The organism is Streptomyces sp. NPDC051563 (genome assembly GCF_044454225.1).
Taxonomy (GTDB): Bacteria; Actinomycetota; Actinomycetes; order Streptomycetales; family Streptomycetaceae; genus Streptomyces.
This window is the reverse complement of the sequence record NZ_JBITDL010000006.1, coordinates 225480-251032: the sequence shown is the minus strand read 5'-3', so window position 1 is coordinate 251032 and position 25553 is coordinate 225480. Positions and strand designations below refer to the sequence as shown.

Sequence of the window (25553 nt, the reverse complement as noted above, 5' to 3'; positions counted from 1 at the left end):
CTCCGGGGCCGTCCCGTCACCGCCCGGACCCGGAGGGGCCGGGCCTCAGTCGTCCAGTTCCAGGCGGTGGACGCCGCCCTGGTCGACTCCGGCGTAGAGGTACCGGCCGTCGGGCGAGGCCGCCAGGGACAGGACGTCCTTGTTCGGCATCCCGCGGGAGATGTTGCGCCAGGTCAGCCCGCCGTCGGTGGAGCGCAGCACGCCGCGCCCGCCGGTGGGGGTGAAGTCCGTCCAGCGGGTGCTGGTGCCCGCGTAGAGCGTGTTTCCGACCCGGAGGAGGTCGGAGACGCTGATCCGCAGCGGGCCGGTGTCGGCCTTGGTGAAGGTCGCGCCCCCGTCCTTGCTGACCCGGATGGCCTGGCCGCCGGTGATCATGGCTCCGTCGGTGAACTGCACGGCGTGCACCTCGGCTTCGGAGACCTGGTGCAGGGTGGCCCCGAAGTCGTCCGAGTAGGACAGGCCCCACCAGCCGCCGAACCAGACCCGCCCCGGAGTGCGGGGGTCGGCCACGATGGTGTCGTAGTACCGGCCCTGGTCGAAGGTCTTCCAGTGGGCGCCGCCGTCGGTGGTGGTGTAGAGGCCGGCCGAGCCGGAGCCCCGGTAGGAGATCATCATCCGGTCCGGGTGCGCGGGGTCGGCCAGGAACGCGGTCCCGGTCGCCTCCCGCGTGGCGACGTCCGACCAGGTCCGGCCGCCGTCCGCGGTCTTCTGCAGCACCACGTCGTAGAGGTGGTTCACCAGCTGCCAGCCGGACTTCGGGTCCGCGGCGGAAGGCTGGAACCCGACGACGGCGGTACCGGTCGTGCCCTCGCGCTCCGCCGCACCCCACTCGGGGCCCGCCGCGGGCACCGTGGTGCGGTAGGTGCCGACCGAGGTGCCGGCGAGGAGCTGGTCGCCGAAGGCCGCCAGCGCCGGAACGGACTCGCCCTGGACGCCGATCCGGCGGTAGCCGCCGTCCCGGGTGGAGCGGAACAGACCGGCCGAGGAGGAGCCGATCGTGTGCGAACCGTCGGCCCAGCGGTCGTAGTCGTAGACCACCGAACCGGGTACGGGCTGCACGGCCGTGGTCCACGTACGGCCGCCGTCGCGGCTCAGGGCGCCGGTGCCGCTCAGGTCGTCCTGGTAGATGTCGCCGCCGGAGACGTCGACCAGACCGCTGGAGGTGCGGGCGGACTTCTCGACGTGCCGGCCGCCGTCACGGCTCACGTACAGGCCCGAGTCCTGGCCCTGCACCTGGACGGCGAGCAGTCGTCCGTCCACGTCGAAGCCGCCGATGACCTGGACGCGCGGCGTGGCCCGGAAGACCTGCTGTGCGGGCTTGGGGGAGCCGGTGACGAAGTCGCGGACCACCCAGATCGCCTGACCGGCCCAGACGTACAGGTCGTCGCCGCCGATCACGCTCTTGGCGACGTACTCGGTGATCCCCGTGAGGTCCACCGGCGCCCAGGTCGAGCCGTGGTCCCGGCTGACGAACCGCTCGCCGGTGTAGTCGGAGGCGGCGAGCAGGACGCGCGTGCGGGCGTCGGCGCTCAGCTCCGTGACCGGGGCCGGCGGCCCGGGGATCCGCTCCCAGCTGCGGCCGCTGTCCTCGGTGCGCATCAGCACACTGCCCTCCGGGGCGGACGGGTGCGCACTGACCACGGCCTCCCACCAGCGGTTCGGACGGCGGGAGTCGACTACCAGGGACGGCTCCCGCAGCGCGTTGCTGACCGGGGTGTGGCCGCGCTGCTGCCAGCTCTTGCCGCCGTCGGTGGTGAGCCAGGCGCCCGGACGGGTGCCCTGGGTCATCACGGCCTGGCGCGGCGCACCGGGCGTCAACTGGGTGGTGCCCACGGCGCTGTTCGGGCCGATCGGCTGCCAGTCCTTGGCCTTGGGCGCCTTGAGGGCCACCTCGACGGCGCCCGTACCGTACTGGCGCACCCCGGCGGAGGTGGTGGCGCGGGCGGTCATCGTGTGCACGCCCGAGCCGAGACCGGTGAAATCGGCCCGGTAGTAGGACGGGTCCGAGGTGGCCGCCGTCGCCTTGGTGTACGCCTTGCCCTTGGGCGGGGTGACCGTCAGCACCGGCGGCGCGGCGAGCGGCGTCGGGCTGTACACGTAGACGGTGGTGGAGCCGTCGTTGGACGGGTCCTCGGCCGGGTCGACGTACAGCGGGATCGCGGCCATCAGGTACGGGACGGTGAGCGCCCGGCCCTCCTCGGGGGTGACGGTGACACGGCCGCTCAGGTAATTGGTGGCGTAGTCCGTGACGTCGGGCCGGTCCCGTCCGACGGTCAGCGTGACCTTCGCACTGCCGCCCGCCGGGATGTCGACGTGGTCCGGGACGACGGTCGCGGGGCCGGTGACGGTCACCTTGCCGCGGACCGGCGTGCTGCCGGGGTTGTGCAGGGTGATCTCCCGGCTGCCGGTGACCTTCGGCCCGTCCATGTGCGCCAGGCCGAAGGAGACGGTGGCGGGGGAGGCGTACGGCCCGGGCCGGGCCGCGGCGGCGGTGTCGAGCCGGCCGCTGCCCTGCGACTGCAGGTCGGGGCCGTCGAGCGGCTTCGCCGAACCGATCACCTCGGCCCGCAGCCGGTCCGCGGGGCGGTCCGGGTGCAGCTGACGCAGCAGGGCCGCGGAGCCCGCGGCGAGCGGCGAGGCCATCGAGGTGCCGGACATCCGCTGGTAGCCCGTGGGCTCCAGGGCCTTGGGGACCGTGGAGAGGATCTCGACACCGGGCGCGACGATCTCGGGCTTGAGGCCCAGCCGTTCGGAGTCCGGGCCGCGGGAGGAGAACGAGGCCATCTCGTCGGTGGAGTCGCGGCCGCCGAGCACCAGCTCCCCGCCGGACTCGGCCAGCGAGGCCAGCCGCTGCCCCGTCTCGTGGTCCACGCCGGTCACGACGAGCCGGTCCAGGCGCAGGGAGTCGCCGGATTCCGCGGGAGTGGCACCGAGCAGCACCTCGCTGCGGGAAGCGGCCGCGGCGCCGTTGCGGGTGGGCGGCCCCTGCTCGCCCTGTGGCCGGAGCGGATTCGTCCGGCTCCTGCCGCCGAACACGACGGGTCCGCCGCCCCCGCCGCCGACGCCGCCCACCAGGGCGAGGGCGCCGCGCCGTTCGGCCTCGCGCCAGGTGTCGAGCTCCTCGGGCCACACGTCGTACGGGTTCACGGCCGGCGGGATCGCGTACAGCACAACCTTGCCGCGGACGTCGCCCGCCTTCGCCCAGTCCTCGGCGGTGCCCATGCCGATGCCCACCACCCCGGCGGTCACCTCCGCGGCCGGCGGGTTGGCGGACCTGCCGCCGCGGTAGCTCTGGAGGGTGTCGCCAGCCGCCTTGAGCACGGGCAGCCGGATCCCGCTGGTGGAGGCGCCGACGGCGATGACGCCGGGGGCGGCTGCCGGGGAGCCGACGGTCCAGTAACCGGGTCCCGCGTTGCCGGCCGCGGCGAAGACCAGGACGCCGGCGTCCACGGCCGCGGACGCGGCCCGGGACAGCGGGTCGCTCGCGGTGCCCGCGCTGTTGCCGAGGCTCATGTTGATGATGTCGGCGCGGTGCGGATTGGCGGGGTCCACCGCCGCCTCGATGGCCGCGATGATGCCGGAGTCGTCGCCGCTGCCGTCGGCGCCGAGCACCCTGTACGCCAGCAGTTCGGCGTCCGGCGCGGCGCCGGTGACGCCTCCGGCCGCGGCCGCCTTGCCGGCGATGATGCCGGCGACATGGGTGCCGTGGCCGTTGTCGTCCATCGGGTTGGCATCGTTGTCAACGAAGTCCCAGCCGCCGACCACCTTGTGGCCCTCGCCGAAGCCGCCGCCCAGATCGGGGTGCGTGTAGTCGACCCCGGTGTCGATCACGGCGACGGTGACGCCCTTGCCGGTGACCTTGACGCCGGCGGGGTCCGTCCGGGCCCACAGGTCCGGGTTCCCCACGACCCCGTTGGCATCGGAGTCCAGGGCCCGCGAGGTTCCGGCGGGGCTGACGGCCTTCACGCCGGGCAGCTTGCGCAGCTTCGCCACGTCGTCGGCGCCGACGGTCATGGCCATGGCGTTGAGCAGCAGCGTGTGCCGGCGGACGGAGGTGGCGGTGATGCCGGCGTGCTTCGCCCCGGTGAGGAAGGCGTCGTGCCTGCCGGTCAGGTTCTTGCGCGCGGCCGTCACCTCGGCGGCCTTGGCGCTCCGGGCGGCCTGCGTGTCCTTGGCGCCCGCGGCGGAGCCGGCCGCGGAGCCCGGCGCCGCGGCCGAGCCGCCCGCGGACTCCAGCGCCCCGGCGCCCTCGAACTCGACGATGACCCGTTGCGGGCCGGGGCCCGAGGACTCGGAGGCGGCGCGACGGCAGGCGGGACCGAGGAGAGCAGTCCGCCGAGCACCGCGGCCACCAGGCCCATGTGCGCAGTTCTTCGGTGTGAGTGACCCATAGGCGGTACCCAATGCTGCCCGGTCCGGATAGGGCAACGATTCCAAGTGGCCCATTGCTGCCGCTGGCACGGGTGGGCCACGATGGCCCGCATGTCCCAGGAGCTGGCGGCCGTCGGTATCGACGCCTTCGACGAACAGGTCTACCGCGCACTGCTCGCCCGGCAGGCCGCCGCACCCGCGGAGCTGGCGGGCGAACTCGGCGCGGGCGCCGAGCGGGTGGCACGGGCGCTCGACCGGATGCACGACCGCGGCCTGGTCGGGCGGCTGTCCGGCCCCCGGCGGCGCTACGCGGCGATCGACCCGCAGCACGCGGTGGAGGCGCTGATCCAGGAACGCACCGTGGCGCTGGGCCGCGTACGGTCGGCCGCGGGCGAGCTCGCCGGACTCTTCGAGGCGGCCCGGCGCGGAGACGCCAAGGAGGTCGAGATCGTCTCCGGCCGGGAGGCACTGGGGCGTTGGTTCGTACGGCTCCAGCAGGAGGCGAGACAACAGGTCCGCACCCTGGACCGGCCGCCCTACGCGCTGACCACCGCCAACCCGGTGGAGGAGACGGCGATGCGCGGCGGGCTCACCTACCGCGCGGTGTACGCCCCGGAGGCGCTGGAGTGGCCGGGGGTGCTGGACGACATCCGGCGGCTGGTGGCCCAGGGGGAGCAGGCCCGGGTCCTGCCGGGCCTGCGGATCAAGCTGGCCATCGCCGACGACGCGCTGGCACTGATGCCCCTGTCGCTGGACCTGACCGACGTGCGCGCGGCGGTGATCCGCCCCTCTTCGCTGCTCGACGCGCTCACGGACTACTGGCGGCTGTGCTGGACCGTGGCGACCCCGCTGCTCGCCCCATCGGGGTCTACGGGGCCGACGGGGACGACGGGATCCGGAGAGGAGTCCGGGGAGCCCGGCGAGGAGGACCGGCTGCTCCTCGCCCTGCTGGTCAGCGGGTTGAAGGACGAGGCGATCGCGCGCCAACTCGGCTGGTCGGTACGGACCATGCGACGCCGGATGAGCCGTCTGCACGACCAGCTGGGGGCGGCGAACCGCTTCCAGGCGGGAGCCATCGCGGCCCGGCGGGGGTGGATCTGACCCGCCGCGGAGCACTTCGCCGACGGCCGTGCACCAGCCGTGCGGGCCCGGCCGCCCGTACGGAATCCCGTTGGCGGTGCCCGGAACCTCCCGGTTAGCATCCGACGATGACCACGCCGGCAGACACGTACTTCCACGACGCCGTGCGTCGGGCCCACCCCGCCGGCCTGGCCGGCCCCGCAGGCCTCGTCCGGCCGGCCGGCCGCCTCGACCCGCAGGTCTGCCCGCCGTCCGCCTTCGGACCGCTCGTCCGGCACGAGGACCCCCGACTGCGGTACCTGGGACTGTCCCTGCTCGCCGAGCGGGTGGCCTCCGGCCGGACGGGCGGCGAGGCCGAGCGGGCCGAACTCGCCGGGCTGCTCCCGCCCTCGGTGGACGGCACGCCGGAGGAGGCGCTCCTCCTGGCGCGGATCCACGAAGGGCTCGGGCCGCATCTCCCGCGGCACCGGTGGCCCTCGTGGCGCACCGCGGGGCTGCCGGTCCGGGTGCGGATCGCCTGGCTGCGCGCCGAGATCCTGACCGACCCCGCGGTGATCCGGAAGGAGCCCGCGGGCGAACTGCTCTACCAGGCCGTACGGGAGACCACCGCCACCGGTGCACACCACCCCGGGCAGCTCGTGACCGAGCTGATGGCCGGCGGCGACCCGGTGCTGCAGGCCGAGGGGCTGCGGCTGGCCCGGGAGGGACTGCACGCCGGCCTGCTGGCCCCCGTACGGGTGCGCGCCCACGTGACCGGCCTGCTCGGCTGCGGCAGCGCAGCCGTCGTCACCGCCGCACTGGAGGAACTGGGGCGCCCCTGGGCGGCGTTGGAGCCCCTCCCGGCAGGGCGGCTGGCACCCTTCCTGGCCGCCGCACCGGTGACCGCCCGGCCCGGAGCCGCCGATGCCGCGCTCGCCGCGGCCGCCCTCCACGGACACCGCGGCCTGCTCCGGCAGGTCATCGACGATCCTCAGCTGCCGCCGGGGCTTCGCCGGCGCGCGCTGGAACTGCTCGGCGAGCTGGCGGACCGCGGTGACATCGGCGCGCTGACCGAGATCGCCGTGCGGGACCCGCTGCTGTTCGGCGGCCCGGCGGTGACCTGCCTGCGCGGGCTGCACCGGCGCGGGCACTTCCCGGAGGCTCCGCACGTCCCGGCCGTCATCGGCCTGGCGCTGGCCGATCACTCGATCCCGCCCGACGAGATCGCGACGGTCCTGTTCACCTGCCGCCACGAGATGCTCCGCGTCCTGATGGACGCGGCCCCCGACGACCCGGACTGGCCGCGGCGGCTCGCCCTGCTGGTCGCCCTGGCCGGACAGGGGGCACAGGAGCTCCCGATCGGGGACGCCGTCACACGGTCCCTCCCCTCGGCCTCCCGGCCGGGACCGTTCCTCGACGCGATCCGCGCGCTGCGCCACGCTGCCGCCGAAGACGCCGTGATCGCCCTCCTGCCCTCCGCGCCCGCAGCGGCCCTGGACGCGCTGGAGGCCATCGGCGGGCACCGGACGACGGCAGCACTGCGGGAAGGACTCGGCCTCGGCGCGCAGGAGGGCACGGGAGGGCCGGGCATCGCCCCGCATCTCCGTGCGGTGCGCCACCGCGCCCTCGAGGTGCTGTGGCACCTGACCGATGATCCGGCGCGGCGGCGCGCCCTCCTCGTACGCCTCGACGCCGCCGACCTGCCCCCGCGCATCGCGGCCGACCTCGGCGGGCCGGACGAACAGGAACTGGCCCTGCTGAGCTCCCATCTGGATCCGGACCGGCCCGTGGCCGCCCTGTGCCGCCTGGCCGCCCACGGCGGCGCGGGCACGCTGCCGGCCATCGCGGACCTGCTCCTGCGCGTCGTGGCCGAGCTCGCGGCGTCCCGGGAACCGGGCGCAGCCGCCCCGCGCCCCGACGGCGTACGGCAGACCGGACGGCCCGCCGGGCAGGCCGCCTGGGAGGGGGCCGCGGAGGGTGCCGTGGAGCGTGCCGGACGCGCCGCCGCGAAGCCCGTGGTGCCGCAGGAGGTCCTGGACGCCGTACACGCCCTCGGCCGCCGCCTCCACGAGCGGGCACGGATCAGGCCGGCCTGCCTGCTCGACGCCTCCACCCCGCACGAGGCGGGGCACGCGCTCGTCGCCACCCTGGCCCTCGATCTGCTGGACCGGCCCGGACTGTCGAGCGCCGAACAGGCGGTCCTGCTCGAACTGCTCCTGCGAGCCCCCTACGCGCGCACCCGTGCGCGGGTGCACCGCCTGCTGCGCCACCGCGACCGGCACGTGCGCAAGCACGTGATCGCGCTCCTCGCCCGCGGGTCCACCGGGGACGACGCACAGGCCCTGTCGGCGACGCTGATCGCGCTGACCGCCGCCGAGGACGTGCAGACCGTACGGCAGGCGCTGCTCGCCCTCGGGCACGCGCGGGCCCGCTGGGCCTCCGCCGCGATCGCCGCATGCCTCGGTCATCCGAACATGAACGTCAAGAAGACCGCCGCCGGGGTGCTCGTCGTTGCGGGCACGCCCGCGGCGGTACCGGCGCTGCTCGCCTGGCTCGGCCGCCACGACAACCCGGGCCTGCGCGGCACCCTCGTCGAGGCGTTGCGCGCCATCCTCGGCGAGGCGTACCCGGCGACCGTCCTCGCCGCCGCCGAGGGCAGCGACCACGGCCGCACCCGCGAGCTGCTGCTGGCCGGCCTCGACGGTGTCCTGCCGGTGCGCTCGGTCCGAGCCCTGCACGACCAGGCATCACCGGTCGCCCCGACCCTGCTCACCCTGGTGGGGACCCGCCGCGTCGGCCTCGCCTCCGGCACGGTCGAGGAGCTGTCGACGGCCATGGCCGGGCACGGGATCACCGTGACCGCCGCCACCACCGCCGTACGCCGGCCCCTGGCGGACATCGGAGCGGATCCCGAGGTCAACGCGCTCGTGACGGAGGGCTGGCACGCCGCGACCGCGCTGCGCCTCGCCGCGCGCCGCGAGCCGCCGCATCCCGTCCGACTCCACCTGCTGCGGCCCCTGTTGGCGGACTGGCTGCGGCTGGCCGCCGCCTGCGAACCCGCGGTCCGGGCCCGCGTCCTGCGGCTCACGCTCCGGCTCTGCCCCGCACCGTGGACGGCCGGGGAACTGGCGGCCTTCGCCCGTTCGGCCGGGGCCCTGCTCGACGCCCTCGCCGAGGCACCGGCCGAGGACCGCCCCGGCCTGATGGCGGTACTCGAAGCGGTCGCACCGGCCCTGCCGGCGATCGAGAAGCAGGCCGCCGCCGCGGTGGTACGCGCCCTGCCCGCAGCCCCCTCGGACGGCCCGTCCACGCTGAGGCTGCTCCGGGGCCTCGGCGCGGTACTACTCCGCACCGACCTCGAACAGGCCCTGGAATCAGTCCGGTTGGCCGCCCGTCCGGCGCAGGCCGAAAGCGCCGTACTGCGGGACGCATTCCTGCGGACGGACGCGCACGCCACCCCGCAGCGGACCGCGGCCACCGCACCGGCCGAAGCCGCAACCGATGCCGATGCCGATGCCGAAGCCGAAGCCTGGCGGGCCGGTCTGGAGGCCGCGGTGCGCACACCGGGAGCCCTGGAGGAATTCCGCCGGCTCCGCCCCCAGCGTGACGGCGTCCCGGGCTCCCGGGACCGCCTGGCCGCGCTGATCGACGTCCACGCCGCGGCCGGAACAGGGGCCCGGGCCGCCCTCGTCGACTGGATGACGGACCTCCAGCCCCTCGACGCACCACCCTGGACCCTCGCCGAATCCGCCCGCGCCGAATCCGCCCTCGCCGAATCCGCCCGCGCCGAGGCACCTCACCCGCGGACCGTACGCGGCGACGACCTCGACCAGCCCCGCTCGGCCGCCCTCCGGGACCGCCTGCTGGCCATGCTGGAGGGACCTGCCGAAGGCACCCGGCGGAAAGCGGCCCTCGCGCTCCTGGAATGGCCCGAGCCCACGTGCGGGCTTCCCGTGCTCCGCGCGTACGTACGCGGCCGTGTCGAGGTACCCGTCGGCGCCCGCCTCTCCCGCGCACTGAGCGCCAGCGGCGCGGGGGAGCTGCGCGCGGACGGCATCCTGCACGACAGGGCCGCCCTCGTGGCGGGCGGGCTCGACCCGGCGGACCTGGAGCCGCTGGTCCCGCTGCTGCTCGACTGGTGGGAGCACGACCCGCCGTCCGGCAGCTCGGCGGCCGGGCAGGCCCTGCACCGGGTCCCCGCCGACGTACTGGCGCAGCGCCTCGCGGACCGCCTCGACGCCGGCTCCTGGGGATTCCTCGACCTGCTCCGCGGACGCCCCCTGCTGCGCACCCCCGCCCTCACGCGGACCTGCCGGCGGCTGCGCGCCGAGGGACGCGAGGACCTCGCCGACGCCCTGCTCCTCGTCGACGGTCCGCTGCGTCGCCCCGACACCGCACGGGAGGACGCCGAGGCGCTGGCTGCGCTCCGCGACCGCGGCCCGGCCGCGTCGACGGCGGCGGCTCCGGCCCCGGCCCGGCAGGAGCTGCTGGAGCTGGCCCGTACGGGCGACCCGGTACGGATACGCCGGGCCCTCACACGGCTGGCCGAGGAACCCGGCGGCCCGGACGCGGACCGGGACCCCGGCCTGCGGGAGCTGATCGGCGTCCTGCTGCACCACCCCAGGCCCGCGGTCCGCCTGCACGCCCACCGGACCTCGCGGACCGTGCTGGACCGTCAGACCTACCTCCAGCACACCTCCGTCCTGCTGGACGATCCCCAGCCGGACCTGGTGCGCACGGCGATCCGGACCCTGTGCCACGCGACCTGGGCACCCGCGATCCCCGCGGTGACCGGCCTGCTGGAGCACTCCCACCCCGTCGTCCGCAGGGCCGCGGCCGAGGGACTGGTCGTCATGGGCCCGTCGGCGGTTCCGGCGCTCAGACGCGCCGCCGTACGCGCCCGTCCCGACAAACGCTCCCTCTACGAGGAGGTCCTCGAACGGATCACCCCTGGGTGAGCACCCTCGGATGCCGAAGCCGCTCACCCAGGACTGTCTTCTCCTGCCGAGTGCAGGAACCGAGCCGACGTCCCCCGGGCGCCCTGCCGCCTCATCCCCCGGCGTACCGGCGGAGATTGCTCATTCGCCTCTGGTCCAGGCAAGGAACCGGCTGAACAGACCGCCCTTGGGCTGCTGCGCGCCAGGGGCCTGCGTACCCGAGGGGCCGGCGGGGGAGGCGTCGGCGGCCTGCTGCTGGGGCGTTCGGCCCGCGGTCGACCCCGCCGGCCAGGCGGAAGAGGCAGATCCGGTCGATGTGACCGATCCGGCCGCCCCGGATCCCTGCGCGACGGGCTTCGGGGTGAAGCGGATCGGGAGGGTGACCAGTGTGCGGCTCCACGGACTCGGCGCCCAGGTCAGCGACTTGAACGGGACGCGCAGCTCCACGTCGTGCAGCTGGTTGAGCAGCGTCTCGACGGCCGTCACGGCGATCATGAAGGCCGGGTCCTTGGCGGGGCAGGCGTGCGGGCCCGCTCCGAAGGCCAAGTGCGCCTTCGCGCTGAGCTGTTCACGGTGCTCGGTCAGCTTCGGGTCGGTGTTGGCCGCGGCGAACGAGATGAGGATCGGGTCGTTCGCCCGGATCACCCTGCCGCCGAGCTCGACGTCGTGCGTCGGGTAGTGGGCGGCGTAGTTGGCGATCGGTGCGTAGTTCCAGAGGGTCTGGGAGATCGCGTCCTCGACCGGGAGCCCGAGCGGCCAGTCCTCTCCGAGGTACAGGGCGCTGCTGGTGCCGATGACGGCGGCCAGCGGTGCGGTGCCGCCGGAGAGCAGGGTGACCAGCTGGTGCAGGATCTCCTCGTCGTTCAGCTCGGCCGGGTGCTCCATCAGCCGCGTCGTCAGATCGTCCGTCGGGCGCCGCCGCTTGAGGGCGATGAGCTCGGTGAGCGCCCCGCCGAGCACCTCGTCGGACCCGGGGGTTCCCTCGAAGAGGCCGCTGATCCCGGCGATCACGCGGTCGCCGATCTCGGGCGGGCAGCCGAAGAGCTCGCTGAAGACCAGCAGGGGCAGCGGCTGGGCGTACTCGGCCATCAGCTCGGCGTGGCCGCGGATGTCCGTACTGAACTGACTGATCAGGTAGTTGGCGGACTGCTGGGTCTGCCGGATGAGCTGGTGCTCGTTGACCGTGGCGAGACTGTCCGTGACGGCCCGCCGCAGCCGGGCGTGCGCGGCGCCGTCGCTGAGGAGGGCGTTGGGGCGGTAGGCCATCATCGGCAGGGCCGGGCTGTCGGCCGGTACGCGGCCTTCGTTCAGCGCGTTCCAGCGCCGGGAGTCGCGTACGAAGGAGGCGGGGTTCTGCAGGATGTACAGGGCGGCGTCGTAGCTCGTGACCAGCTCGACCTCGACATCGGGAGCGATGTCCACGGGCGCACTGGGACCGTGGGAACGCAGCTGTGCGTAGTGGCTGTCCGGGTCGGCTCCGAAGGACGGGCCGTACATCCGGACGTTCCCGTGCGCGGGGCAGCCGGGGGGTATCTCGTGCGATTCGTGTGGCTGTTGCATTCCTGCGCTCCTAGCCGAGTTGGGACATGAGGTGTTTCACGAGGGTGATGAGGGCCCGCGCGGAGGAGTTCTCGTCCCGTACGTCGCATTCCACGACAGGGGTCTCGGGGGCGAGGTTCAGAGCCTCGTGCACCTCGTCGAGCGGGTAGTGCGTGGTGCCCTCGAAGTGGTTCACGGCGATGGCGTACGTCAGGCCGAAGCGTTCGACGAGATCCAGGATGGGGAAGGACTCGTGCAGCCGCTCCGGGTCGACGAGGACCAGCGCTCCCAGTGCACCCCGGGAGAGCTCTTCCCACATCTCCTTGAAGCGTTCCTGGCCCGGCGTTCCGAAGAGGTAGAGCACCAGGGTGTCGCTCAGGGTGAGCCGGCCGAAGTCCATGGCGACGGTGGTGGTCGTCTTGTCGGGCGTGCCCGACAGGTCATCGAAACCCACGCTGGCCTCGGTGATCTCCTCCTCGGTCCGCAAGGGCTCGATCTCGGAGAGGCTGCCGATGCAGGTGGTCTTGCCGACCCCGAAATGCCCCACGATGAGGATCTTCACCGCGTGGGAGACATCTGGATCCAGGTACACGCGTTACGCTCCGAATCGATTCTTCAGGCCTTCGAGCACGGCGCTGACCAGCTCTTTGTCGACACGTTCGGCGCGCGGGATCGGTGTCCTCGCAAGGATGAGTTCGTCCTCCTCCAACTGCGCCAGCAGGATGCGGACGACACCCAGGGGCAGGTGCGTGTGCCCCGCCACCTCGGCCACCGACAGGAAGCCGTTCGCGACCAGGTCCAGGACCCGCCCCGCTTCCGGGGACAGCGTGCGCGCCGCCACCTGTCCGTGCTCGGCCGCCGCGGTCACGAGCGTCGTGTGCTCGTACTCGTGGTCCGGGGGCAGTGCCCGTCCGTTCGTGATCACGAAGAGGGGGACTAACGGAGAGGTCAGCTCCAGCTCCGCGTCCCAGTGGGGCCCGTCAGACATGGCTGACCCCCTTCTCCGGTGCCGCCGCGGCCGTCAGCCGGGGAACCACCTCGTGCAGGCGCGTGGTGAACTGCTCGATGTCGCAGTCGTGTTCGGCTGCGGCGGCCAGGAAGGCATCGGGTCCGGCCGCCATCAGGAAGATCCAGCCGTGCTGGAACTCGATGACCGTCTGACGCCATTGCGGGTCCTCGACGGCCCCGGCGAACTGGGACGTGACCCGGCTGTAGGCGTGGATGCCCGTCATGGCCGCGGAGATCGTGTCCGCGAGGTCGCGGCTCATTCCGTTGGTCGCCCCGCGGGGAAGTCCGTCCGAGCCCAGCAGTACGGCGTGGCGGGCTCCCTTGACCTCCGACATCACCCGGTCGAGATCGCCCAGGACGAATCCCGCGTCACCGGGGCCCTGCTGCCGGGGGGCACCCCCGCGCGGAGCCCCGGCGTCCTCGGTGTTCACCCGCGGGGGAGAGGTGAGGTTGTTGCCCAGCCGGGCGACGAGGCGGTGCATGCGGAAGGAGATCTGCTGCATGTCCACATCGGGTGCGGCCGCGGCGGCGAGGTAGGAACCCTGCCCCGCCCCGATCAGGAAGCTCCAGCCGTGCGAGAACTCGATGATGGTCTGGTTCCACTGCCGGTCCTCCTGCGTCCCGGCGAAGTGGGCCGTGGCCCGGCTGAGCGACTGCATCCCGGCCATGGCCGCCGAGATCGTACGCACGTCCTTCTCGGCCAGGCCTTCGGTCGCGCCGCGAGGAAGGCCGTCGGCGGACAGCAGGACGGCGTGCCGTGCACGGGGCACGTTGTGCACGATGTCCTCGAGCATCCACGACAGGTCTGCGGTCATGCCTCTTCGGGCCCTTCGAACGAGGTGGCGTCAAGGTTGCGGCCGGAGAGCGTGCCGCGCTGGAAGGCCCCCAGGCTGCGCCCGGAAGCGCGGCCCGTGTCCCCCGGGGTCCGCGGTACCGGAGCGGGCGCGTCGGGGTCGGGGACGCTCGCGATGGGCGCCTGGCGTGCGCCGCGCTTGGGCAGGCCGTGCATGGTGCGCGACGTCGGGCCCTGGGCGGGCCGGCTCTCGGCGGCGCGCCGGAAATCGCTCACCGGAGCCTGGCCGGCCGGAGCCTCGCCGAACGGAGCTTCGCTGAACGGAGCTTCGCCGAACGGAGCTTCGCCGAACGGAACCTCGCTGCTGAACGGAGCCTGCTGCACGGGCTGGATCTCCTCCATGGTCCACAGCTCCTCGGGCAGGAGGACGACGGCCCTGACGCCGCCGTACCGGGAGACTCCGGTGACATCGACCGTGAAACCGTGCTGACGCGCGATCAGGCCGATGACCGGGAAGCCGAACTTGGGCTGGGTGCCGAGCTGCGACAGACGGGGGGCGATCTCTCCGGAGAGCAGCCCGGTCGCCCGCTGCCGCTCCTCGTCGTTCATGCTGACACCGGCGTCGTCGATGACGATGCACAGGTTGTTCTGGACCCGCTGGAACGTCACCTCGATCGGCGCGTCGTGCTGCGAGAAGCTGGCGGCGTTGTCGAGCAGCTCCGCCACGGCGAGGGCGACGGGTGCGACCGCGGACGCCTTCAGGGCGAGGCTGGTCTGCTGCATGATGGCGACCCGGTGGAAGTTGCGGATCTGCCCCTGGGCGCTGCGCACCACGTCGTAGACGCTGGCGGGCCTGTTGCGGCGGCCGAGCGGCGCCCCGCACATGACCGCGATGCCCTGGGCCTTGCGCGCCATCTGGGCATTGGCGTGGTTGACGTCCAGCAGGTCGCTCAGGACGGAGTGTCCGCCGTACTTGCGCTGGATGCCGTCGAGAAGCGTCGTCTGCTCGGCGGCGAGGCTCTGCAGGAGGCTGGCGGCGCCCTTGAGGACGGCCTTGGTGTTCTCCTCCGCGGCTTCCTTGGCCGCGCGGAGCGTCGCGTCCTGCTCGCCCCGGAACCTCTGCAACTCGGCGCGCGAGGCGTGCAGGTGACTGTCCGCCGCGAGCAGCTGGTGCCTGAGTTCGGCCTCGGTGTGCTCCTTCTTCGCCGCCAGTGCCCTGGTGCGGGCGACGAGTGCCACGACCGCGACCACGGCTATCGCCGCCACCGCAACCAGGCACCACACAAGTGCGTCTCGATTCATGGAAACCTTTCCCGGCGCGTGCCATGCGGACGGCTGCAGATACACCTCGCGAGGCCCCGCAACACAGCTGATCGGCACGGTTCACCTGCTGTTGCGCGGAGAGCGTGCCGCCGACCCAAATCGGCATCTGCGTCCAAATGCATCAAGATCACAGATGCCCGGGATGCTATCACCGGATCATCACCTCGCCGGACGCCCGCTTTGCCGCCCAAACCCCCAACCGGACTGTCACGATTGTGGGTTGACATGGCCTTTAGGTCCTTCGTGTGAGCCGTCGGCGACCCCCTCCCGCGCCCGGTCCGTTAAGCAGTTCTTCACGCGAGGTGCGGCGATCTCTCACAACTATTCGCCGTGCGGGCGACCGATGCCCGGTCCGCCTGTCCGCCGCTCCCTGACGCGTCGGCAGGTGTGGGCAGGGCGCCGTCCCGTGATCGACTTTCAGTCAGGTGGCGTGATCTCGTTTGTTCACGCACCGCGGGGCCGCTGCTTCCCTCGGCTCGTACGCCGACGTGCCGATCCCCTCGCCGCACGCCGCCCCCGGAGGATTCATGACATTCCGTCGGGACCGGGGACTCGGCGCCGGAACCGCGCGGATCGCTCCCGCGGGGGGACAAGGCCATCGTCGAGCGGCTCATTCCGGCAGGCAAGGCAGGACCGGGGGAGACGGAACCGGCCGCGCTCCCGGGCCGCCTTTCGCAATTCAATGTTCAATTACACGAGGGCGATATCCGTGAGGCAGAGCCGCAGCCGGCCGGACGGCGAAGCGGAACCCCCGGCGGCGGCCCCCGGACACCGCCCCGCCCCGGCAGTAGGACGAGCCGCAGCACGCGAAGGCCCGCGTCCGCACCGGCCGGCCCGGCCGCACCCGGATGGCGAGTACGGATCCCGTCGGGTCCGTATACGGGGAGAACCGATCAGTCGGTCTCGGATCGTGGATAACCGGTTGCCCGAGGTGAGACGGGCTGACGACAATCTGCCCGGTGAGCGAGACGGTTCAGAAGTCACCTCGGGGCATGCCGGCGACCACCGTCCTGGCCGGCTTGATCGCGGTGTTGGTGGGAGTCACCAGTTCCGCCGCGATCGTCTTCAGCGCGGCCGAGGCGGCGGGTGCGGGAACGCGCGAGCTCGCCTCGTGGATGCTGGCCCTCGGCGTCGGCATGGGGGTCACCTGCATCGGCCTGTCCCTGCGGTACAAGGCCCCCGTCGTCACCGCGTGGTCCACCCCTGGGGCCGCGCTGCTGGTTTCGGGACTCGACGGGGTGACGATGGCCCAGGCCGTCGGAGCCTTCGTCGTCTCCGCCGCGCTGATCGTGCTCAGCGGGCTGACGGGCTGGTTCGAGCGCGCGATGGGCAAGATCCCGCTGCCCCTCGCGGCGGGTCTGCTCGCCGGGGTGCTCGTACAGTTCGGCACGGGACTCTTCGCCGGCATGGACGGCCACTTCGCCGTCGTCTTCTCCCTCTTCGCCGTCTATCTGCTGGGTCGGCGGCTGCTGCCGCGATACGCGATCATCGTGGCTCTCGTCGTGGGCGTCGCGGTGGCGGCCGTGCAGGGATCGCTGCAGCCGGACAGGATCCGGTTCGCCTTCGCCGAACCGGTCTTCACGGCCCCCGCGTTCTCGTGGCAGGTGATCATCAGCGTCGCACTCCCGCTGTTCGTGGTGACGATGGCCTCGCAGAACATGCCGGGCGTCGCCGTCCTGCGTGGCGACGGCTACGACCGGGTGCCGGTCTCGCCACTGATCTCCTGGACGGGCGCCACCAATCTGCTGCTCGCGCCGTTCGGCTGCTTCGGCCTGAACCTCGCGGCCATCACCGCGGCCATCTGTACGGGCCGTGAGGCACACGAGGATCCGGGCCGGCGCTACCTGGCCGGCGTCTGGGCGGGAATCTTCTACCTGGCGGTGGGCGTGTTCGGCGGAACGGTGGGCTCGCTCCTCACCGCGCTGCCGACCGCCCTGATCCTCGGCATCGCGGGGCTCGGACTCCTGGGCACCATCGGGAACTCCCTGACCGCCGCACTCTCGGACGAGAGTGCGCGCGAGGCCGCGGTCGTCACGTTCCTGGCGACCGCGTCAGGGGTGACGCTGCTCGGTGTGGGCTCCGCCTTCTGGGGTCTGTTGGCCGGAGCGCTGACCCTCGCGGTGACGCGCGGCGGACGCAGCCCGCGCACCACCGGGGCGGCGCCGGCCAAGCCGTCCGGGCCTTCGGCCGAGCCGGCTCCCGGCCCGGTCCCAGGCCCCGTAGACGCGGGCACTTCGGCGCCGAGTCCCGCACGGGGGGATCTCCCCGGGTGAACAGGACCGTACTGGTCCGGCCGACGAGCAGCCCCCCCAGGGATGGCGGCTTCCGGCGCGCCCCGGCGGCTCACGAGTCGACTGATCCTCGCGAGAGCGGGCGTCGAGGTCCCGATCGCACGCAGGCGGGCGTCGCACCTGCCTGGAGTCACCGCCGATGCAACGCCCGCCTGGCGACAGCGGCCGTGAGCAACTCGTCGTCGAAGTGCGAGGCGACGGCAAGCTGAGTTGCGCCCGCGCGCGCGTTCAGCATGGTCTTCGTGATCCGCACGGTGGTCGGGTCACGACGAATGATCGGCTTCGCCCAGCGCGCGACCGCGGCATCGAGATCACCTGCAGGCACCACCTCGTGCAGGATGGACAGCTGCTCCGCCCGGGCGGCGTCGAACGGCTCGGCGGTGAGCAGGAGCCGGCGAACCCAGGCCTGCCCCGCCTCTTCCGCGAGGCGGGGAAGGACACCTCCCCAGGCGGGCGGAACTCCGAGGCCGACCTCCGGCATCCGGAACCGGCAGCTGTCTGCTCCGACGCGCAGATCGCAGAAGACCGCGAGGCCGAGGCCGGCGCCTATCACATCACCGTGGAGGCGGGCGATGGTGACGAGCTTCAGCTGCGAGAGCGTCGAGCACACCCGCTGGGCCTTGTCGGCGAGGGACCTCAGCTCGGAGCCGGACGGGTCCCTCTCCAGCAGGGCGGGGAATTCCGAGCGGTCGCCGCCCTGGCAGAAATGGTCTCCCGCACCGGACAGCACCATCACGCGGACGGTGTTGTCGTCCTCCAGGGCGCGCAGGACCTCCAGCAGTTCGCTGAGCATCTGGCCGTCGACACTGTTGCCCGTCTCGGGACGGTTGAGCTGCACCCTGAGGATGGGCCCTTCGTCGGTCACCTGGAGGGCCTTGAAGTCCGTGAGCATGTGGGGCCTTGTCTCGTTTCTCGAGGGAGTGGTCAGGCGAGGGTGAGTTGGAGGGAAGAAATCCGTCGGAAGGCTACGCGGGGCGCCCATCGTGCGGGCCCGCTCAGGCGCGGCCGTATCGAACGGCTGAGGAGTGAGGTGAGGAGGGTGACGGCTTCCAGCCGGGCGAGGGCGTTGCCCGCGCAATAGTGGATTCCTGCTCCGAAGGCCAGGTGGGACGCTCCGCGACCGGGGCTGAAACGTTCGGGGTCCGGGTAGCGTTCGGGATCGTGATGGGCGGCCCCGACCATGAGCTGCACCATCTGGCCGGCGGGCACCACGGTGTCTCCGAGCCGGGTATCCGTCGAGGCCACACGGCTGATCATGTGGATGGGGGCGTCGTAGCGCAGTACTTCATCGACGGCGTCCGGGACGAGCTCGGGGTTGCGGCGCAGTGATTCCAGCTGCTCGGGGTATTGGAGGAGCAGCCGCACCGACGTGGACAGGACGTGCGAGGTCGTCTCCAGCGCCGCGAGAATCATGAAGAGCGCGAGAGCGTGAACGGCTTCGTCCGCGCGGTGCCGGTCGGGTTCGAGCTCATCCCACGTCCGAAGCCACACCGAAATCGGATCGCTCCCCGGATTCCTGCGGCGCGCACGGATCAACTCGTCAAAGTAGGCCCGTAGTTGCCTCGTCGCGCTATCGGAGAGGGCCAACTGGCTCGGTGTGGGGAAGAGCTCCTGCGCGAAGACCTGGTCATGCGTCAGGTCGCGCAGTAGTCCGTAGTCGGCGGCGGGTATGCCCATCCACTCGCCGATGGTGATGATGGGCAGTTCTTCGCTCACCAGCGTGTGGAAATCGGCGGGCCCGTAGCGCAGTTGCTCCGTGAACTCGGTGAGCAGCCGGTCTACGGCCCGTTCCACGAACGGGCGAAGCACTGCGAGCGAGTTGTGGGGGAAGAGGCCCCCCAGAGACCGCCGTTCCCTCGTGTGAAGGGGTGGGTTGAGCATCGGCAGCGACGCGGCCATCTGCTGCGAGGCTGGTGAACTCCATTGCGCTGAATGGTTTCTTCGCCAGTTGGCGTCGGGAACTCTCCAACCCTTGTCCCGAAGGATCTGGTCACAGAGAGCATAGGACGTGACAACGTATCCGCCCCACGGTGCCGGGATGATCTCTCCCATTTTCGCGAGTTGTCGATAGACCGGCAACGGATTCGACTGTCCCGCCTCTGTGCGAAGCCGAGAAAAGACAGCCGTCAACGCCCGCCGGTCGATACCGACAGTGACCGTGGAAATGTTCAAAATAGCTCTTTCTTGCAAGATCGAACAGTGGTGGCCAGCCCTGCCTACCCTCACCGTTGAACCTCCACGCAGAAAGAGAGTTTCCCCACACCGATCTGCGGCATGCCGCGCATTTGCGAGTTCGAAGAATCGTGACTTTTACGGACATAAGGCGCAAGGCGCCCTATGTTCACCCGCCCCTTCATGGAAGGGGCGCAGACCCCTCAGGGGCGCTGGTCGAGGAAGGCCTGATAGAGATCCCGGCCTCGAGCGGGCGAGCAATCGATTTGCTTGAGAATTCTCGGATGCGCGATGACGATCATGAGATTCTCGTACATCGTCGCAATCCGCTCTTCCAGGCCATCGAGGTTCCCGTAGATGGAGTGGCCCGTCAGAACGAGGCCTGACCACGCGCCGGATATCTGGTGCGCCTGGTCGGCGGTCTTCACGTCGACGCCGATCTCGCCACGCCGTTGGGCCTCGTTCAACTGTGCGGTGTTGAATTTGATCCATTCAGGCCAGGGAGTTCCGTATACCTCCCGCGCCTCATGGGTCAGCGACAGGCGCAAGGCAGCCATGATTTTCGGGTCCCGAGAGATCCTGTGACCAAGAATCATTCCGGCGTCGACCACCTCTTGAAGCTTGATTTCCTGTGGGACAAGCCCGTCGACTTGAAGAGTTGCTTCCAGGATCGCTACCGCGAGGTCCTTCTTTGACCGGAAATGGAAATAGAAGGCACCCTTGGTTACGGCTGCAACCCGGATGATCTCATTGACCGACGCCCCCTCGTATCCATTCCGCTCAAATACGAGGCCGGCCGCATCAAGGATCTTGCCGTACGTCCACTTGGCGCGGTCTGACTGCGCCCTGGACAGCTTGTGTGCCTCGGGCACGTTCCTTGCCCCCCTCTGCCGTCACTGACGACCTCATTCGTGATCTTCAAAGCGGAAGCGAGAATCTCACAGCCTGAGTAGATCGCGTAAGCCCCGATCGAGTCGCCGATGACATCTTCTGTCACGTTTGCGGTCATTGCGGTCATTATGGTCATTGCGGGGCTGTGGCAGCGCCCCTGGGTCGACCTCCGGGCGCCCGTGGACGGTCAGGGGGTGCCGGCCTCAGGGGTCAACTGGCCTCCTTCTGGGCATCCGTGATCGATTCCGCTTGACGCCTGGGTGGCCGGCATCCGAAGATGAGCGCCAACCGAACAGACCAACTGGTCCGCTGTAGGTCCTGTAGGTATGCAGATAAATAGGGCATCACTCCCGTAAGGGGTTGAGTCTCTTTGGGGGCGTCGAGCATCCAGGCTGGCACTCGAGCCGGGCCGAGGTGGGTGAGTAGGGCGATATCTGCTCAATCACACGGCTTGTGCAGGGGTGTTCTCCTCAGCTGGAGGCAGGTGGCGCGAACAGACCGTACGGTCTACTGAAGGACCGGGTCGTCTGTCGAGAGGCGAGCAGGCACGCGATCCGCCGCGACGTCCGACTGCATCCCGCGCTGCGCGATGCCTGCCTCAAGGGCATGACCGGACCGGGTCTGGGCTCTGGTACCGACCTGGTTCACAACGAAGGAGCGATACGTGCACTGCGCCACCCCCATCCGCGTCTTGGCCTCCAGGGATACCGGCTGGTCGCGGAGACCTCGAGGTCACTGAAGGCGTTCGTGCCCACGGGTACGACGAAGCCGGGCTCGGAACCCAAGCTCGGCCGTGCGATCGCTCGGTGGGGCGCGCGGGATCCGTGCGTCGCCGCGAACGCGGTGTGCGTACCTCCCTCGTGCCCCGTGCCGATCGACGCACCGGGCGGCCGGGCACACCGGCCGGGCTCCGGGCACCGGAGCGGGCAGTCGTGGCCACCGGCCCCAACTCCTGATGACCGCCGTCCAACGACATGCTCCGGCTACGCGCCGCGCGCGGCCGGCGGACCATTTGTCGACGTTCGCAAGAGCCGGTTGAACGATCGTCGAGAGGTGCCGGCTACAGCAGAGCCCGGTCGGCCGGCTGGCGGAGGTGGTGCAGCAGGTGAGGGACCGGGCCGCTCGCGGGGCGGCTTCACCAGCAAGATCCACCTGAGCGCCGACGGTCGCTGCCGACCGCAGTCCCTGCTCATCACCGCTGGCCAGCGGAGTGACAGCCTCCAGTTCTGACCGGTGCTGAAGAAGATCCGCGTTCCCTTTCTCGGGCCGGGCAGGCCCCGCAACAGGCCGGACGGCGTCGCCGTGAACACGGCCGGCAGCGACCGGCCGTGCCGGGAGTACCTGCGACGCCGGGGCATCCCGCACACGATCCCGGAGAAGTCCGACAGCCTGGCCGCCGGCCTGCGAAGAGGTGCACACGGTGGCCGGCGCTACGACAAGCGCGGCCACGTTTTCCTCGGCACCATCACGGCGGCAAGCCTCGTCATCTGGCTCCGCCCAGGACCGACCGGCGAGTTCCTAGGAACTCGCCTCAAGCGGTGCGGTGTTGTGAGCGACCATCAGCTGAGCCATCCGGTGCAACCGATGCCAGACGTGCACGCTGTCAGGTCCAGCGAGATCGGGAAGGACCCTCTCGATCTCGTCAGAGATGGACCTCACGGTCGCCATCCCCCGCTCGTGGAGAGATCCACCATCGACGCCCGCCACCTCAAGGCTGTTCCACCTGCGATCCCACGGCTCGTTCAGCAGGCAGGCAACCACGACTACAGGGCCTTCGGCAGCATCCATACCCACATTGTGGCTGGCCGCCTTGGCGGCGAGAGGCCGCGGCCGGCCAGCGCTGCCTGAATCGGCACCCGGCGCGGACACGAACCCGAGGACGAGACGGTGCCGCGGTGGCGGAGCTCCATCGAGGCAGCGGCGGCGCGGCGGTGCGAATTGCGGTGGGGCGCGTTGCGCAAGGTCCTATTCAGCCTTCGAGCGGCCCGTTGGCTGATTATGTGAGGTTGCATGAGGGGGTGGTGGGTGTTCCTGAACACATTGGGCAGGCCTGTCGGCTCGATTGCAATCGAGCTGGGTAAAGTCTTGGCATGGTGTCGAGCGTTGCGGTTGCGGTCTCATTGATTCCCGGTTGCCTCCCGGGAGGTTGTGTGATTCACTTGCAATGAATTTTCTGCGTTGATGCGGTGGGGGTGGATCGATATGGATACTCGGCGGCTATTTCTCTTTGCGTGCCGGTGCGCATGTCCGTCTGCGCGTCCGCGACTGAGATTCCCTGCGGGACCCCCGGCTTCGCCATGCCGTGCGGGGTCGTTTGCGGCCTGCCTGCCGCTGTTGTCCAGATAGACGCATCAGCCGTCCCGGAGCAGTTTTTCCTGGTGGTGGCCCTGCTCGCGGATCGTGGATCACCCGATCGCGCCGGATGTGTGGATTTCATTGGATCCCTGTCGTTGCCGCGTGCATTCGCGGGCGGGGGTGCCTCTTGGTCATGAATAAACGGGGGAGGGTCATGATGCAGTTTCGCTTGCTCGGGCCGCTGGAAGTGGTTCGTGATGGTGAACGGGCGGTCCTTGGCGGAGTAAAGCAGCGTGCGCTGCTGGGGAGACTTCTGCTCGAACCGAATCAGGTTGTCGCAACAAGTCGGTTAGTGGATTCGTTGTGGCCGGACGGTGAGCCGCCTATTACGGCCCGGAAGATTCTTCAGAATTCGGTCTGGTCGCTCAGGTCGGTGCTGCGGTCGCTGAGCGGGCGCGAGTCGTCGCCGGCGCTGATCACGCGTTCCCCCGGTTACATGCTGCACATCGACGAGGAAATGGTCGACGTGCACGCCTTCTCCCGCCGGCTGGAGCGCGGGCGCAAGAAGATGGCCGACGGGCTCCCGGCCGAGGCCGCCGTGATCCTGCGGGACGCGCTGGACCTGTGGCGCGGAGACCTCCTGGCCGATCTCGTGGAAGCCGGGATCGTCTGGCCCGAGTCGAACATCGTCGAGAACTCGCGCATCGACGCCCAGGAGCTGTACTTCGAGGCCAAGCTGGACTGCGGCCATCACCGTGAAGCGATCAGCGGCATCGAGGCGCTGGTGGAGGCCGAGCCGCTACGGGAACGGGCCCGCGGGCTGCTCATGCTGGCCCTGTACCGTGCCGGCCGGCAGAGCGAGGCGCTGAACGTCTATCAGCGCACGCATAGCGAACTCGTGGACCGGCTCGGTCTGGAGCCCGGGCCGTGGCTGCGGGACCTGCAGCGCCGCATCCTGTCGCACGACCCGACGCTCAACGAGTTCTCCCAGGCAGAGCCGGGAGCCGAGGAGGGCGGCTGGACCGGCCGACCGGCAGACGTGAGTGCGCGGCCCGCTCCGGAGCCGCCTCCCGATCACGACGGACCCGTGCCCAGCCTGCTGAACACGACCGGCCGGTCGCAGCCTCCGGCCGGTTCCCCGGAGCGTTCGCACCGGCGCGAGGTGACGGTCATGATCGTCCGGGCGCATGTCGGAGCAGGGGCGGGAACTCCGCACCTCGTGGGTGTGGACGATCTCCTCGACGGGATACACACCCTCGTCAGGGCAGGGGTGGAGTGTTGCGGGGGAGAGGTGCTCGCATCCGTGGGCTCCGCGACGATCGCTCTCTTCGACCTCGACGATCCACGGGAGGGCGCCGCGCGCGCGGCGCAGCTCGCCCTGCTGCTGCGGGACAGCCTCGACGCGTCGGACGAGAACCGCCATGGCATCACGATCAGGGCCATGGTGGCGACCGGCGACCTCCAGCGGCACTTCGACCCGGCGCCCCGGCGCAACCGGGTCTCGGCCAACGGCACGCTGCTGGACCAGTGCTGGGAGATCTTCCCGCGGGTACCGGCCGGCATGATCTGGGTGTCCGACCGCACCAGGGCGCTGACCCTGGACCAGGTGTCCTACCTGACCATGGTCGCCGAGGAACTGCCGTACTGGATCGCCGCATCGCATGCGGTGGAGTACCCGGTCGACACCGAGCCCTTCATGGACCGGGATCACGAGATGGAGATCCTGCAGCGGACCTTCCAGCGGGTGGAAGAGCGCGGCCTTCCCCACCTCGTGACCATCCTCGGCGACCACGGGACGGGGAAGAGCCGGCTCCTGATGGAGTTCTGCCGACTGCTCGAGGAAGAGGCCCGCACCGCTCCCTTCGTCGTGAAGTACCGGGTGAGCAGGTCGGTGAGCATCGACCCGGCATCGGTCGTCGCTCAACTGCGGTCGCTCTTCCGCGAGACCAGCCCGCTGGGCCCGGTCGGCGCCGCCCGTCCGGACGGCCCGGAGGCTGGGGGCGGTGTGTACGAGGCGGAGCGCCTCGTGTACGAAATCGCCCGGAAGCACCCGGTCGTCATCGCGGCCGATGATCTGCACCTCGCCGACGAAGCCACGCTCGAATTCTTCGAAAGGCTCGTATCGGGAAGCCAGTCCGGGATGCTGCTCATCGTGGCCTGCGCGAACGAGGATTTCCACCGCAGCTCCCCCCAGTGGGGGCTGGGCCAGCTGAACAGCACCCGGATCCTACTCGAAACCCTGTCGGTCGATTCGGTCACCCGGCTCTTCGAGAATCTGATCGCGACCATCGGGGACTGCATCGCCGAATCCACCTGGGAGACGTTCCACCGGATATTCGGGGATCCGGATTCCGTATCGGCGAAAAGGGCGCGCCTGCTCAGGGCGTTGCCGCTGATTGTCGGGACGAACTCCTTTCCCGGTGATCATGCGTCCCATGTGTCTCATGCGCCCCGAGAGCGGGTCAGTAGCCGTTGAAGAATCCGGTCAGCCGGTTGATCCGGCCGTCCTCGAAGGAGGCGACGTCGAATCCGCTCACCACCGGGGTGCCGCCGTCGGGGCCGACCTGCCATGCGAAGTGCACCACGTCGTGATGGGTCAGCACCGGCCCCAGGGTGAAGGGCATCCCGGTGAAGTTCCGCTGTGCCACGGCGATGTAGTCGCTGATGGCCGCGGTGCCCTGGGCGACGATGTTCGGATCCGTGTATATCGCGTTCGGGGTGAAAACCTCCTCGACCAGGGCCTGTCGAGGCCGGTCGTCGGATTCATTCCAGATCGCGATGTATTTCCCGACCAGCCGGGCGACGTCATTCCTGTCCATGAATCAATACCTTATCAGTGAATTCGCCTGAATATTCGGTCTATTGGGGGATGGG

The 25553-nt window shown here is 70.9% G+C and carries 14 protein-coding genes and 1 pseudogene; 5 read left to right on the top strand and 10 right to left on the bottom strand.

The window, feature by feature from the left end; all coding sequences use genetic code 11:
* Window positions 1-45 precede the first annotated feature (45 nt).
* Window positions 46-4404: a S8 family serine peptidase gene (locus ACIA8F_RS10345; RefSeq protein ID WP_399377847.1), complete on the bottom strand. Its 4359-nt coding sequence runs from the start codon at window positions 4402-4404 to the stop codon at window positions 46-48.
* A 78-nt stretch (window positions 4405-4482) separates the two neighbouring features.
* Between ACIA8F_RS10345 and ACIA8F_RS10340 the strand changes: the two genes are divergently transcribed.
* Both ACIA8F_RS10340 and ACIA8F_RS10335 read left to right on the top strand, forming a co-directional pair.
* Entirely contained in the window at window positions 4483-5472 is a 990-nt protein-coding gene (locus ACIA8F_RS10340) for a helix-turn-helix domain-containing protein (RefSeq protein ID WP_399377846.1), read from the top strand.
* A 107-nt stretch (window positions 5473-5579) separates the two neighbouring features.
* The gene (locus ACIA8F_RS10335) at window positions 5580-10388 is read left to right on the top strand and encodes a HEAT repeat domain-containing protein (protein WP_399377845.1); all 4809 of its coding nucleotides are present in this window, start codon (window positions 5580-5582) and stop codon (window positions 10386-10388) included.
* Window positions 10389-10508: 120 nt separating this feature from the next.
* Here the strand turns inward: ACIA8F_RS10335 and ACIA8F_RS10330 are convergent, their stop codons facing one another.
* From ACIA8F_RS10330 to ACIA8F_RS10310, 5 genes are read right to left on the bottom strand one after another with little or no spacing between them, the layout of a single operon-like run.
* A complete protein-coding gene (locus ACIA8F_RS10330; RefSeq protein WP_399377844.1) occupies window positions 10509-11927 on the bottom strand; it encodes a cytochrome P450 in 1419 nt (472 codons plus the stop codon).
* A gap of 10 nt (window positions 11928-11937) precedes the next feature.
* Window positions 11938-12498, bottom strand: a complete 561-nt coding sequence (locus ACIA8F_RS10325) for a GTP-binding protein (protein WP_399377842.1) — start codon at window positions 12496-12498, stop codon at window positions 11938-11940.
* Window positions 12499-12501: 3 nt separating this feature from the next.
* The gene (locus tag ACIA8F_RS10320) at window positions 12502-12894 is read right to left on the bottom strand and encodes a DUF742 domain-containing protein (protein WP_399377841.1); all 393 of its coding nucleotides are present in this window, start codon (window positions 12892-12894) and stop codon (window positions 12502-12504) included.
* Window positions 12887-13729 carry a roadblock/LC7 domain-containing protein gene (locus ACIA8F_RS10315; RefSeq protein WP_399377840.1) on the bottom strand — a complete coding sequence of 281 codons (843 nt, stop codon included), beginning with the start codon at window positions 13727-13729 and terminating at the stop codon, window positions 12887-12889. The genes ACIA8F_RS10320 and ACIA8F_RS10315 overlap by 8 nt, the downstream gene beginning before the upstream one ends.
* Window positions 13726-15009 carry an ATP-binding protein gene (locus ACIA8F_RS10310; RefSeq protein ID WP_399377839.1) on the bottom strand — a complete coding sequence of 428 codons (1284 nt, stop codon included), beginning with the start codon at window positions 15007-15009 and terminating at the stop codon, window positions 13726-13728. Before ACIA8F_RS10310 ends, ACIA8F_RS10315 begins: the two co-directional genes overlap by 4 nt.
* A gap of 980 nt (window positions 15010-15989) precedes the next feature.
* On the opposite strand from ACIA8F_RS10310, the gene ACIA8F_RS10305 reads away from it, so the two are divergent.
* Window positions 15990-17303: a benzoate/H(+) symporter BenE family transporter gene (locus ACIA8F_RS10305; protein WP_399377838.1), complete on the top strand. Its 1314-nt coding sequence runs from the start codon at window positions 15990-15992 to the stop codon at window positions 17301-17303.
* Between the two features lie 148 nt (window positions 17304-17451).
* Here ACIA8F_RS10305 and ACIA8F_RS10300 read toward each other — a convergent pair whose 3' ends face one another.
* The 3 genes from ACIA8F_RS10300 to ACIA8F_RS10290 form a co-directional block, all read right to left on the bottom strand.
* Window positions 17452-18213 (bottom strand): enoyl-CoA hydratase/isomerase family protein, encoded by a 762-nt coding sequence (locus ACIA8F_RS10300; RefSeq protein WP_399377837.1) that lies wholly within the window; start codon window positions 18211-18213, stop codon window positions 17452-17454.
* A gap of 32 nt (window positions 18214-18245) precedes the next feature.
* Window positions 18246-19493, bottom strand: a complete 1248-nt coding sequence (locus tag ACIA8F_RS10295; RefSeq protein WP_399377836.1) for a cytochrome P450 — start codon at window positions 19491-19493, stop codon at window positions 18246-18248.
* Window positions 19494-19696: 203 nt separating this feature from the next.
* The gene (locus tag ACIA8F_RS10290) at window positions 19697-20365 is read right to left on the bottom strand and encodes a TetR family transcriptional regulator (RefSeq protein WP_399377835.1); all 669 of its coding nucleotides are present in this window, start codon (window positions 20363-20365) and stop codon (window positions 19697-19699) included.
* Window positions 20366-21500: 1135 nt separating this feature from the next.
* Here ACIA8F_RS10290 and ACIA8F_RS10285 point away from each other — a divergent pair.
* Window positions 21501-21812, top strand: a pseudogene (locus ACIA8F_RS10285) (IS5/IS1182 family transposase); the annotation flags it as partial.
* A 1081-nt stretch (window positions 21813-22893) separates the two neighbouring features.
* Entirely contained in the window at window positions 22894-25155 is a 2262-nt protein-coding gene (locus tag ACIA8F_RS10280) for a BTAD domain-containing putative transcriptional regulator (protein WP_399377834.1), read from the top strand.
* On the opposite strand, the gene ACIA8F_RS10275 is transcribed toward ACIA8F_RS10280, so the two are convergent.
* Entirely contained in the window at window positions 25142-25498 is a 357-nt protein-coding gene (locus tag ACIA8F_RS10275) for a nuclear transport factor 2 family protein (RefSeq protein ID WP_399377833.1), read from the bottom strand. The genes ACIA8F_RS10280 and ACIA8F_RS10275 overlap by 14 nt on opposite strands.
* Window positions 25499-25553 lie beyond the last annotated feature (55 nt).

Coding starts and splice junctions, on each gene's coding strand:
- ACIA8F_RS10340 (WP_399377846.1), top strand. CDS start 4,483: ATGTCCCAGGAGCTGGCGGCCGTCGGTATCGACGCCTTCGACGAACAG.
- ACIA8F_RS10335 (WP_399377845.1), top strand. CDS start 5,580: ATGACCACGCCGGCAGACACGTACTTCCACGACGCCGTGCGTCGGGCC.
- ACIA8F_RS10330 (WP_399377844.1), bottom strand. CDS start 11,927: ATGCAACAGCCACACGAATCGCACGAGATACCCCCCGGCTGCCCCGCG.
- ACIA8F_RS10320 (WP_399377841.1), bottom strand. CDS start 12,894: ATGTCTGACGGGCCCCACTGGGACGCGGAGCTGGAGCTGACCTCTCCG.
- ACIA8F_RS10315 (WP_399377840.1), bottom strand. CDS start 13,729: ATGACCGCAGACCTGTCGTGGATGCTCGAGGACATCGTGCACAACGTG.
- ACIA8F_RS10310 (WP_399377839.1), bottom strand. CDS start 15,009: ATGAATCGAGACGCACTTGTGTGGTGCCTGGTTGCGGTGGCGGCGATA.
- ACIA8F_RS10300 (WP_399377837.1), bottom strand. CDS start 18,213: ATGCTCACGGACTTCAAGGCCCTCCAGGTGACCGACGAAGGGCCCATC.
- ACIA8F_RS10280 (WP_399377834.1), top strand. CDS start 22,894: ATGATGCAGTTTCGCTTGCTCGGGCCGCTGGAAGTGGTTCGTGATGGT.
- ACIA8F_RS10275 (WP_399377833.1), bottom strand. CDS start 25,498: ATGGACAGGAATGACGTCGCCCGGCTGGTCGGGAAATACATCGCGATC.